This window comes from Bacteroides sp. NSJ-48 (genome assembly GCF_014287405.1).
Classification (GTDB): domain Bacteria; phylum Bacteroidota; class Bacteroidia; order Bacteroidales; family Bacteroidaceae; genus Bacteroides; species Bacteroides stercoris.
Genome location: NZ_JACOOD010000010.1, coordinates 1 through 12573 on the forward strand (window position 1 = coordinate 1; position 12573 = coordinate 12573).

A 12573-nucleotide genomic window follows, 5' to 3' on the forward strand; every position below is an offset into this window, starting at 1 on the left:
TTGTGGAAAAAGAACGGTTTGGTTGGGAATGTAAGGACGAAAATGTAACTTTGCCATAACGAAAAACTTTATGCCTAAAGATACGAAAACTTTGGGTAATAACAAAGCCCGGGCTTGAGAAAGTCTGGGCTTTGCGCATAAAAAAAGGCTGTGTCAGCATTTTGACACAACCTCACAAACCACAAATACAAATACAACTAAACAAAGTTTTTCCTTAGATAATTCCCTGACCCATCATGGCGTGAGCTACCTTCATGAAGCCGGCGATATTAGCACCCTTCACGTAGTTGATGTAGCCGTCGGGTTCTGTTCCGTATTTCACGCACTGAGCATGGATACCGTGCATAATGGCATGAAGTTTCTCGTCTACCTCAGCCGCACTCCAACTGAGATGCATTGCATTCTGTGACATTTCCAATCCGCTGGTAGCCACACCGCCTGCATTCACAGCCTTACCCGGTGCATACATAATCTTGTTTTCAATAAAGAGGTCGATAGCTTCGGGGGTACATCCCATATTGGAGATTTCACCCACACAAGTCACCTTATTATCAATCAGATGCTGTGCATCTTCCCCATTCAACTCATTCTGCGTTGCACAAGGCAAAGCAATATCGGCTTTCACCTCCCACGGACGTTTGCCAGGAACGAAAGTAGAGCCGGGGAATTCATCGGCATACGGAGCTACGATATCATTGCCCGATGCACGGAGTTCCAACATATAATCTATCTTCTTGCCACTAATGCCGTTCGGGTCATAGATATAACCGTCGGGACCGGAAATCGTAATAACCTTAGCACCCAACTGGGTAGCCTTGGTAGCTGCACCCCAAGCCACATTTCCGAAACCGGAGATAGCAACCGTCTTACCCTTGATATCTATACCTTTGGTTTCCAGCATTTGGTTTACAAAATACAATCCACCGAAACCGGTTGCTTCGGGACGTATCAATGAACCGCCGAATTCCAGACCTTTACCTGTGAAAGTTCCTGTAAATTCGCGTGTCAGTTTCTTATACATACCGAACATATAGCCCACTTCACGACCACCTACACCAATATCACCGGCGGGTACGTCCATATCCGGACCGAGGTGACGCCACAATTCCAACATGAAAGCCTGACAGAAACGCATCACTTCCGCATCGCTCTTACCGCGCGGAGAGAAATCGGAACCGCCTTTACCGCCACCCATAGGCAGAGTGGTCAAAGCATTCTTGAAAGTCTGTTCAAACCCCAAGAACTTCAAGATAGAGAGGTTTACTGAAGCGTGGAAACGAATACCGCCTTTGTACGGACCGATAGCATTATTGAACTGTACGCGATAACCGAGATTAGTCCGCACCTCGCCTTTATCATCCACCCACGTAACACGGAAAGTAAAAATACGATCGGGTTCAACCAACCGTTCTATGATTTTTGCCTTCTCGAACTCAGGATGCTGATTGTAGATATCTTCGATAGAAAGAAGTACTTCCTTTACGGCTTGAAGATATTCAGACTCGCCGGGATGCTTTGCCTCCAAAGAGGACATGATACGTTCGATATTCATAATATTACGTTTTAAAGGTTATTACCTTGTTAACTATTTATTGCCTGAACAAAATGTCAACAAACAACACTGCAAATATAGGAAAACTTTTCAAAACACCTAAACACTGCAGTAATATTTTGATTAAATAATGATAAAACGTCAAATCACATAGAATATAAAAGAACAACAAACAAAAAAGCAGGGGACAACTGTATAAACTGCTTGCAAAGGTAATTCTTTATCCTTCATTCCTCATTCTTCATTTAAATTGCTACTTTTGTCCTCCGAACTAATAAACCATGAGAAAACATGCTCAGTAAGTTTAAATTAAACCAGCTCTATTTCAAAGATACGCAGTTTGCCAACCTCATGACGCGACGTATCTTCAATGTGCTTTTAATCGCCAATCCTTATGATGCTTTCATGCTGGAAGACGACGGCCGTATCGACGAAAAAATCTTTAATGAATATACTTCACTCTCCCTGCGCTATCCGCCGCGCTTTACACAGGTATCTACTTGCGAGGAAGCATTGTCCCAACTATCGTCCATGCCATACGACCTTATTATATGTATGCCGGGAACGGGAGATAATGAGGGATTTGACGTAGCGCGAACCATCAAGGGACAATACGAACACATCCCTATGGTAATTCTGACCCCGTTCAGCCACGGCATCACCAAACGCATTGCCAACGAGGATCTCAGTTCGTTCGATTATATCTTCTGCTGGCTGGGGAACACCGACTTGCTGGTTTCCATCATCAAGCTGATAGAGGACAAGATGAATCTGGAACACGACGTCAGTGAAGTGGGCGTACAGATTATTCTTCTGGTAGAAGACGGTATCCGTTTCTACTCCTCTATCCTGCCCAATCTTTATAAATTCGTATTGAAACAGAGCCAGGAGTTTTCCACTGAAGCATTGAATGCCCACCAACGTACGCTACGTATGAGAGGGCGCCCTAAAATCGTCCTTGCACGTACCTACAACGAAGCAATCGGCATATACGAAAAATACAAGAACAACATACTGGGAGTTATCACCGACGTCCGCTTCCCTCGCGTTGAACGCGGTGAGAAAGACGCACTCGCTGGTATCAAGCTGTGTGCCGCCATACGGAAAGAAGACCCGTTTGTTCCATTGATTATACAATCGTCCGAATCGGAGAACGTGTCGTACGCAGCCAAATACGATGCGGCTTTTATCGATAAGAATTCAAAGAAAATGGACGTAGACCTGCGCCGTATCGTATCGGACAATTTCGGTTTCGGCGACTTTATCTTCCGCAACCCCGACACACTGGAAGAGATTGCCCGCGTCAAGAATCTGAAAGAACTTCAGAATATCCTCTTTGCCGTACCGGCAGAATCGTTCCTCTATCATATCAGCCGCAACCATGTGAGCCGCTGGCTCTATTCACGCGCCATGTTTCCCATTGGCGAGTTCTTGAAACCTATTACGTGGAACAGTCTTCAGGATGTGGATGCCCACCGCAAAATCATCTTTGAAGCAATTGTAAAGTACCGCAAGATGAAAAACCAGGGTGTGGTAGCTGTTTTCAAACGCGACCGTTTCGACCGTTACTCGAACTTTGCCCGTATCGGCGACGGTTCACTGGGCGGCAAAGGCCGTGGTCTGGCATTCATTGACAACATGGTGAAACATCATCCGGAATTCGACGAATTTGAAAATGCCCGCGTTGCCATACCCAAAACGGTAGTACTATGTACGGATGTGTTCGATGAGTTCATGGACACCAACAATCTGTATCAGATAGCCCTGTCCGATGACGATGACGATGTGATTCTCCGCTACTTTCTGAAAGCCAAACTGCCCGACCGTCTGGTTGAGGACTTTTTCACTTTCTTCGATGTGGTAAAATCACCTATTGCCATCCGCTCTTCCTCACTATTGGAAGACTCCCATTACCAACCTTTCGCCGGTATATACAATACTTATATGATTCCTTATCTGGACGATAAGTATGAAATGCTCCGTATGCTCAGCGATGCAATCAAGGGAGTTTACGCTTCTGTATATTTCCGCGATTCAAAGGCTTATATGCAAGCCACAAGCAATGTCATCGACCAGGAGAAAATGGCCGTAATCCTGCAGGAAGTGGTCGGCAACCAGTATGGCGACCGTTATTACCCGTCCATGTCGGGCGTGGCGCGTTCGCTCAACTATTATCCTATCGGAGACGAAAAAGCTGAAGAGGGTATTGTCAATCTGGCACTCGGGCTGGGCAAATACATCGTGGACGGCGGTATGACTCTCCGGTTCTCTCCCTATCACCCCAACCAGGTTCTGCAAACCAGCGAAATGGAGATTGCGCTCAAAGAAACCCAAACACGTTTTTATGCACTCGACCTGCGTAACGCCGGACATGACTTCTCCATTGACGATGGTTTCAACCTATTGAAATTACACGTAAAAGAGGCCGAGAAAGACGGTGCTCTCAAATATATAGCTTCCACCTACGACCCTTACGACCAGATAATCCGTGACGGTTTATATCCGGGCGGGCGCAAGGTTATCACCTTCGCCAATATCTTGCAGCATGATGTATTTCCTCTGCCCCGCATTTTGCAATTGGCATTAAAATACGGACAGCAGGAAATGCGCCGTCCTGTAGAAATCGAATTTGCAGCTACCATGAACCGTGAAAAGGACAAGACCGGAACGTTCTATCTGTTGCAAATACGCCCGATTGTCGACAGCAAGGAAATGCTTGACGAGGACCTCACAGCCATCCCCGATGAAAAACTGCTGCTCCGTTCCAATAATTCGTTAGGGCATGGCATAATGAATGAATTACAGGATGTAATTTATGTAAAGACCGACAACTACAGCGCTTCCCACAATCAGGAAATAGCCTGGGAGATAGAAAAATTGAACCAGCAATTTTTGGACGAGGGCAAGAACTATGTACTGATAGGACCGGGACGTTGGGGCAGCAGTGATACCTGGCTCGGTATTCCCGTTAAATGGCCCCACATCAGTGCAGCGCGTATCATTGTAGAAGCAGGACTGACGAACTATCGTGTCGATCCTAGTCAGGGAACACACTTTTTTCAGAACCTGACTTCATTCGGAGTAGGCTATTTCACAATCAATGCTTTCATGAATGACGGCGTGTATAATCAAGACTTTCTGAATGCACAACCTGCTGTATATGAGTCCAAATACCTGCGTCACGTGCACTTTGAACATCCTATAACCGCCAAAATGGACGGAAAGAAGAAACAGGGAGTAGTATTGCTACCCTCACGATAAGATTTTATGTCTAAAACAAGATTAAAACCAGATTAATCAACTATTCTTTTTTTGAGAAAAATGGGACAAATGATGTCCCATTTTTCATTTATAACCGCAAAATAAGGCGATAAGCGCTAATTATCTCATCTAAAAAACATATTTTTGTACCCGACTTCAAGAATTAGCAGGTAAAAAGATAACCAAACACTGTTGTTAATGGGTAAAAAATATATAACTTTTCTAACCCTGTTTACAGTAATATGTATTACATTGACCGGATGTGAGCGGGAGAATGAACAAACTGCAAACCAGGGCAGACTTAATCTGAGATTAGCAGTTGATACAAATGTAGAAAACATGGTAACACGTGCTATCGCTGATGAAGAGACATTACCCGACATCAACGACTTCTCAATTACCGTTCTTCAAAATAATAATGTACAACTTAGCTGGAACAAGTATGCCGACTTTACAGACGGAACGGAAATTGCAGCCGGCAACTATACACTAAAGGCCACTTATGGAAACATAGAAACCCAAGGTTTTGGAGCCCCGTACTACGAAGGAGTAAAAGAGTTCTCCATAAAAAAGAACGAAAGTACAAGCATATCGGTCATATGCTATCTTGCCAATGTAAAAGTTACGACAGAATACACGGAACTTTTCAAAAAATATTTTACAGACTACACCGTAAACATACGCCCTGCCGGCAGTACGGACATTTCATTCGGCAAGAATGAAACAAGGGCTGCATACGTAAAGCCTGGCAAGATAAGCATTTACCTATCAGGAAGCAAACAACAAGGAAACAAAGTCACATTTGAAGCCGCTACCATAGAGAATGCAAAGGCACGCCAGCATTACCGTCTGAAATTTGATGTACAAGCAGGGGGTACGGAATTGGATGTATCATTCACGGACGAAACGGAAAGAGTGCCGATAACCATAGATATTTCGGACGATGCCTTGAACACACAGCCACCGTTCTTTACGCCAACGGGATTTGAATCGGGAGTTGCCCGGGAGTTAACGGAATGGACAGAACCCGAATCCCCTTTATCAGCCTTGCTGACGGCGCGTGGCGGAATATCCAAATGTGTCTTGACAACCCGCTCTCCTTCTCTGTTGAGCAAGGGATGGCCCGCCGAGATTGATCTGGTAAATCCGGAACCAGGCATGCTTACCACATTACAAGATCTGGGACTGGAGTTAAAAGGATTAAGTACCAATGTCGATAAAATGGCAATGTTGGACTTCACAAAAGTACTGGTCAATATATCTCATTCGGAAACAGACGAAGAAAATACATTTACCTTGACCGCAACAGACAAATTGAGTAAAGTAAACAAAGAGCCATTGGTACTCAAAATCAAATCTCTGCCTAATGGTTTTGACGTAGCCAAGCCTATGAATGCCGAACGTGGAAGCACTACCATACTGCTGACCGTCATTTTGAAAGGGGACATATCCAAAGTCAGCTATCAATATCAGGCATACGGCTATTGGCAACCTTTATTTCCTACGACCATAGAGAGTGACAAAGATACGCACCAAGTAACCATCACGTTCAAAGACGGGTTGCAGGAACCACAACAGATAAAAGTAATTGCGGGAGATAAAGAAAAGACCGTGACAGTAGGAATCGGTGAATCATCCTGTTCCCTGACTGCTCCCGAAGGGGATGTATGGGCTAAAAAAACCACTCTCTATTTGGTTGGAGACACGGAGGGAACAACCGAATATCTGAAGACGGTTAAGGATGTTACCGTAAAATGCAGAAAAGCGTCAGGAGACTGGTTTTCTCCATCACAAGAAAAAATAAAAAATGCGGTTGAGGTTAGCGGATTAGAGCCTGGCACCGATTACATATTTAAAGCCGTAATAGGTGGAACCAATACAATTACCGTCAAGAATGAAGTATCCGTAAAAACCGAGGAAGCACTACAGATACCCAATTCCGGTTTTGAAGACTGGCATACAGATTCCGATACACGGTGGTCTGCAGGGACTTTTGGAAATTTCACCCACTATTTTTATTACCCTTATACTAAAGGTGCTACTGATATATGGTGGGATACAAACAACAAATATTCCCAAGCATGGGTTGTGGCACCGGTACAGACAACAACCTGTCCGGCCGTTATTTATGTAAAAGACGCAAAAAGCGGTGCTAAAGCAGCAGAGATTCACACAGCCGGTTCCGGCGGAGGATATTCGAGTACCCCTGTCACGATGTACCCCGAGGGAGCAAAAGCAGGACGCTTATTCATAGGGACCTATAATTGGAGTGACAAGAAAGAAACCGTAACAACAGGACATTCTTTCGCTTCCCGACCCTACGGAATGAAATTCTGGTATAAATACACTCCCTATCAGACAGACAACTTTAAAGTTGACATTGAGATACGCAGCGGAAATAAAGTCATAGCAGGCGGCTCGTACATATCAGAAGCCGCAAGTTCTGCAGACAGCGAATATCAGGAAGCATATATCAACCTCGACTACCAAGAAAATATGGAAAAAGCAACTGACATATATGTCAATATCCTATCAACAACCAAAACCTCTTTCGGCAGTGACGATTTACAGAAAGCCGGAACAATTGATTTGACAGATTGTGCAACAGGCTGGACCACCCATTTAGGCAGCCGCCTCAAAATAGACGATTTAGAACTTATATACGAATAACAAAATATGAAGAAATCAACCACTCTGTTTACTCTGGCACTCTTTGCCATCCTGGCATTCTCTTCATGCGAACGCGAGCAATGGGGAAACGCCCAAAAAGGCTCTGACGACATAGACAATCGTGCCGAAGGTCAAATAGGACTGTCTGCATTAAAAGTCTCCGTAGACGAGAAAACAACTTCCACCGTTACCCGTACAGGAATCAATACCGACAATTTCATCATCCGCATTTACGATATGGATAAAGAAGGAAAAATGGTGCAAGAGTGGAAATACAGCGAGATGCCCGAAATATTCACGCTAAAGGTAAGCCATTACAGTATCACAGCCATGTCTCATGAAGTACAACCGGCAGAATTCGAAAAGCCCTATTACTTCTCCAAACTGGATTTTGAAATTACCGAAAATACGGTAACGGATCTTAAAGAACTGGTTTGTACTTTGAATAATATAAAAGTGAGAATAGCCTATGACGACGAGCTTCAAAAGCTGTTGGATGAAGACTCCAAAGTCAAGGTTTCCATCGGCGAAGGACGTTTGGAGTATGCAAAGGACGAAACACGTGCAGGATATTTCAAATCCATCGGTGAAACCAACATTCTGATTGCCGACCTCAACGCTACTGTTCAAGGAGAGAAAGTTACGATGTCCAAAGCCTTCATCGACGTCCTTCCCGGTGAAGAACGTATCATTAAATATTCGATGAAGCAAAACAGTGGTGGTGACGGCGACAATGGAGAGATTGGAAAGGTCGACATCCAGATAGATGCAACATGTGAGGTTGTAGAGAAAGACATAACCATAGCCCCGGGAGAAGAAGAACCGTTACCCGAACCCGAACCGAATCCCGAACCGGATCCCGAAACCAAACCGGCAATCACCGGCAAAGGTTTCGATATTACCCAAAGCATAACCATACCACCCGGTGTCTCAACGGACAATCCCTATCCCGTAATTGTAAAAATAGCGGTACCGGAAGGTATCCGGAATTTAGAAATAGGAATTACTTCCAGCAGTAGTGATTTTGCAGGTGCCATTTCCGACTTGGGACTCACCGACTTTGACCTGGCAAATCCGGGAGCGTTAATCGGAATACTTCAGAACTTAGGTCTACCCTATGGGGATAAAGTTGTCGGTAAAACCGATATTGACTTTGATATCAGTGGGTTTACAGGATTATTAATGGGCTTTCCCGGAACCCACAGATTCAATCTAAAGGTTACGGATGACAAAGGAAACACGGCATCCGCAATATTAGCCCTTATCGTAAATTAAGCAAAGCACAATGCCAAAGAAATACTTCAAATATTATCTGACAGCCATAACAGCGATTTTATTTATCGCCTGTTCGGAAAAGGACACCTTGAACGGAGAGGGAATGCTTCATTTGAAAGTAGATGTAACCGACCAGGTGAAAGTTACAACCCGTTCTATGACCGATGAATTGCAGGATTCTTTACAACGCCACTGTACAATCGGCATCCTTAATGAAAAGGGAACCGTCCGCCGATACAAAGGAGTAAACGAACTTCCGGAAGCGCTTTACCTCTCTGCCGGCAGCTACACAGCCCTCGTTACGGCAGGCGACTCAGTACCCGCTTCTTTCGAAACTGTATACTATAAAGAAGAACGCCCCTTCCACATTAACAGCGGCGAAGTTACCAACCTGGAGCTGACTTGCGGCATCGCCAATACGGTAGTTGCCGTAAAATATGATGAAGCATTAAGCTCCGTATTTCAAACCTATAAGGTTACGGTATCCACTGCAGACGGCACTTTAGATTATCTTCCCGAAACCAAAGACTCCATCGGCTACTACATGCTGCCGGCGGACAACACTAAGCTGCAATGGCATCTGGAAGCAACCATGCCCAACGGAAAAAGCTATACAAAAGAAGGAAACATTCCGGATGCGCAATCCGCCTATCGCTACGACTTGTCCTTCAACTTCATACCGACAGACTATGCAGACGGTGGCGGTACGGTAAAAGTCAGTATCAACGCCAATCCGATAAGAGAAATAACCGATGAAGTACAGATTTATCAACGACCTATCTTCCGCGGCGAAAACTTCGATATAACCTCTTCCGCATTCTATGAAGTAGGCATGGGAACGGAATTATCGTATACCGTAACAAGTACATCCGTACTCAATGAACTGTCCATGTACTGCGAACAATTCGCACAATGCGGACTTCCCGTCCGGATGAACCTCATGAGACTGACGGAAATGGAAAGGGGGCGTTTGGAAGCTTCCGGTCTGTCATACAAATCCAAATACAATACCGGTAGCGATGTCGGTACGATGCGTGTAACGTTTTCAGACGGTTTAATGAAACATATCACTGCAAAAGAAGGGACTTATAACATAATATTACATGCTACCGATGTCCGCAACCGCACCAATGAGGGGGTATTATCCATATCTGCTTCCGATGCAGTGGTGCTGACTAAAGAGGTTGCAGAAGGTGACATATGGACATCGAAAGCAGTCTTGCGGGGCGGTCTGATGAAAGAAACATCCGATCCCTTGATATTCCGTTACCGGATAACCGGCTCATCCGACTGGAAGGAAGTGGAAGCTGTGTTGAACGGTAAAGAAATGACAGCTGCCATTACCGGTCTGAAAGTGGCTACCACCTATGAATATGTAGCAGTTGCCGGAGAAAAGGCATCTTCCGTGATTTGCAGATTCACTACGGAGAAAGCCACCCAACTCCCCAATGCCGGGTTTGAAAACTGGCATGGTTCCAAGCCGACCTATGTATACGAATCCGGCGGAACGATGTTTTGGGATACCGGCAACCATGGTTCACAAAAGGCCGGAACGGATATAACCACCGCAGACGGTTCTGTGAAGCATGGCGGTAGCTACTCAGCCAAACTGGAGTCCAAATATGCCAGCATGTTAGGTATCGGGCAGTTTGCGGCCGGCAATGTATTTTCCGGCAAATACCTGGCTACCAATATGGATGGTGTCGTAGGTAATGGTGTACTGGGTTGGGGACGTCCGTTCGAATCCCGTCCTACAGCATTGCGCGGATATGTCCGCTACCAATCCAATACTGTGAATTACGACAACAGTTGCGAATTTATCGACAAGGGCGATCCGGATATAGGAAGCATCTTTATCGTATTGGGCAACTGGCCCGGCGAAACATATGGCGGAGAAACATGGCCTGTAATAGTCAGAACCAACTATAAGACTCCGGGCAGCGCACAACTGTTCGATGTCAACAGTGAGTATATCATAGGTTATGGTGAAAAGGACTTCACATCTTCAACAGAAGGAGAAGGAATGATTGAATTCAACATTCCGGTAGAGTACCGTTATACCAACCGGAAGCCGACAGCTATCATCATCGTAGCCTCATCCAGCAAGTACGGCGATTATTTCAGTGGCGGAACAGGAAGTACGATGTGGCTCGACGACTTCGAATTAGTTTATGAATAAAAACATCTGTGAAGTGAGACAAAAAGCAATCATCATAACATTAGCCCTGGCAGCTATCGCAGGAGGTAAAGTCCAAGCGCAAGAATTCAAACGCCAAATCGAACAAAGCACATTTGTTCCCAAAGGCCAGTGGATAGCAGGCAGTTCGATATCTTACTCCGAACATACCGAGGATAACTACCAGTTCCTGATTATCGACGGATTCAAATCCGACGGCTATACATTCAAAGTCAGCCCCCTGGTATGCTATGCGTTTAAAGACAATATAGCGGCCGGAGGCCGGTTCGCCTACAGCCGTTCATTGATAAAGATAGATGGCCTAACGCTGAATATCGATGATGACAACCAGTTTGACATCAACGACCTGTATCAGTTGAGACACACATATTCAGGTATGCTGATACTGCGCAACTACATCAGTTTGGGCAAAAGCAAGCGGTTTGCACTCTTTAACGAAACCCAGCTGGAATGGTCGGGCAGCCAATCCAGAGTAATAAACGGAAAGGACGAGTCGGTCACCGGAACTTTCGCCACAACCACCGGCATGAGCATCGGAGCAGCACCGGGCATTGTGGCATTCATCAACAACTATACTGCCGTAGAAGTCAGTATCGGTGTGCTTGGATTGAACTTCAGCAAAACCAAACAGACAACCAACCAGGTGTATCAAGGCGAACATTCGTCAAGTAGCGCCAATTTCAAGATAAACCTGTTTTCCATAGGTCTGGGACTGGCCTTTTATTTATAATCAAGGATGAAGAAGTTACTTATATATATGGTGTGCATCATGGTGGGTATGGGAACAGTCCGGGCACAAGAAACGCAGGAAGCGTTATCCCAAACGCACGACTCGTTACGGATACGGACAGTTTATGTACACGACACGATATACATTGAACGGCCGGCTGTTGAAGCGGCTCAACCGGACAGTTCGGAAATTATCTATACCAAACCGGTCGGACGCTTCGACCGGGGAATTATCAATTACCGTTTTATACCCAAAAAGAAATGGGTAGGCGGACTTACGTTCTCCTATATCAATTATGACGGCGAGGACAGCCGGATGCTGTTCTCATTGATAAAAGACTTTGATTGCAACTTCCGTACAATATCCGTCAGACCATTTGTAGGTTATGCATTCAAGGACAATGTCATAGTCGGACTCAAAGCCGGGTACAACCACACCGTAGCCGACCTGGGCAACATATCGCTAAACATTGACGACGATTTGAGTTTCGACCTCAAAGACATACGCTACTCGGAAGACTCGTATAGCATCGCGCTGTTCCACCGTTCGTATGTGGGACTGGACAGAGGCAAGCGCTTCGGATTCTTCAATGAGAGTTCGCTTTCCTACAACAATGGCAGCAGCACTTTCACCCGTGGCAAGGACGAAGCATTGAAACGCACGGAAACCACCATACACGAGATACATCTGGGATTGAATCCCGGTGTTGCCGTATTCATCATGGAGAATGTATGCGCCGAGATGTCATTCGGCGTTGTCGGCTTCAAGTACAGAATAGAAAAACAGAAGAACAATGAAGGTGAAACAGGCAAACGCACTGCCAGCGGCGCCGACTTCAAAATAAACTTGTTCAACATAAATATAGGAATTACACTTTGCCTGTAAGAT

General features: G+C 45.2%; 7 protein-coding genes. 6 read left to right on the forward strand and 1 reads right to left on the reverse strand.

The features are described from left to right. Positions 1 to 214: 214 nt before the first annotated feature. Positions 215 to 1552 (reverse strand): NADP-specific glutamate dehydrogenase, encoded by a 1338-nt coding sequence (gene gdhA / locus H8S52_RS06500; RefSeq protein WP_117955618.1) that lies wholly within the window; start codon positions 1550 to 1552, stop codon positions 215 to 217. Positions 1553 to 1843: 291 nt separating this feature from the next. Here gdhA and H8S52_RS06505 point away from each other — a divergent pair, with 291 nt between their 5' ends. The 6 genes from H8S52_RS06505 (at position 1844) to H8S52_RS06530 (ending at position 12570) form a co-directional block, all read left to right on the forward strand. Further along, the gene (locus H8S52_RS06505; protein WP_186909503.1) at positions 1844 to 4813 is read left to right on the forward strand and encodes a PEP/pyruvate-binding domain-containing protein; all 2970 of its coding nucleotides are present in this window, start codon (positions 1844 to 1846) and stop codon (positions 4811 to 4813) included. A 198-nt stretch (positions 4814 to 5011) separates the two neighbouring features. Next, complete coding sequence (locus tag H8S52_RS06510; protein WP_186909504.1) at positions 5012 to 7483, forward strand: DUF4493 domain-containing protein; 2472 nt, start codon at positions 5012 to 5014, stop codon at positions 7481 to 7483. A gap of 6 nt (positions 7484 to 7489) precedes the next feature. Then, complete coding sequence (locus tag H8S52_RS06515; protein ID WP_117955624.1) at positions 7490 to 8758, forward strand: DUF4493 domain-containing protein; 1269 nt, start codon at positions 7490 to 7492, stop codon at positions 8756 to 8758. Between the two features lie 10 nt (positions 8759 to 8768). Continuing rightward, positions 8769 to 10937, forward strand: coding sequence for a DUF4493 domain-containing protein (locus tag H8S52_RS06520; protein WP_117955626.1), 2169 nt, complete (start codon positions 8769 to 8771; stop codon positions 10935 to 10937). 13 nt (positions 10938 to 10950) lie between these two features. Further along, positions 10951 to 11685, forward strand: a complete 735-nt coding sequence (locus tag H8S52_RS06525) for a hypothetical protein (RefSeq protein WP_117955640.1) — start codon at positions 10951 to 10953, stop codon at positions 11683 to 11685. 6 nt (positions 11686 to 11691) lie between these two features. Then, the gene (locus H8S52_RS06530; RefSeq protein ID WP_186909505.1) at positions 11692 to 12570 is read left to right on the forward strand and encodes a hypothetical protein; all 879 of its coding nucleotides are present in this window, start codon (positions 11692 to 11694) and stop codon (positions 12568 to 12570) included. Positions 12571 to 12573 lie beyond the last annotated feature (3 nt).

Coding starts and splice junctions, on each gene's coding strand:
- H8S52_RS06505 (WP_186909503.1), top strand. CDS start 1,844: ATGCTCAGTAAGTTTAAATTAAACCAGCTCTATTTCAAAGATACGCAG.
- H8S52_RS06520 (WP_117955626.1), top strand. CDS start 8,769: ATGCCAAAGAAATACTTCAAATATTATCTGACAGCCATAACAGCGATT.
- H8S52_RS06515 (WP_117955624.1), top strand. CDS start 7,490: ATGAAGAAATCAACCACTCTGTTTACTCTGGCACTCTTTGCCATCCTG.
- H8S52_RS06510 (WP_186909504.1), top strand. CDS start 5,012: ATGGGTAAAAAATATATAACTTTTCTAACCCTGTTTACAGTAATATGT.
- gdhA (WP_117955618.1), bottom strand. CDS start 1,552: ATGAATATCGAACGTATCATGTCCTCTTTGGAGGCAAAGCATCCCGGC.
- H8S52_RS06530 (WP_186909505.1), top strand. CDS start 11,692: ATGAAGAAGTTACTTATATATATGGTGTGCATCATGGTGGGTATGGGA.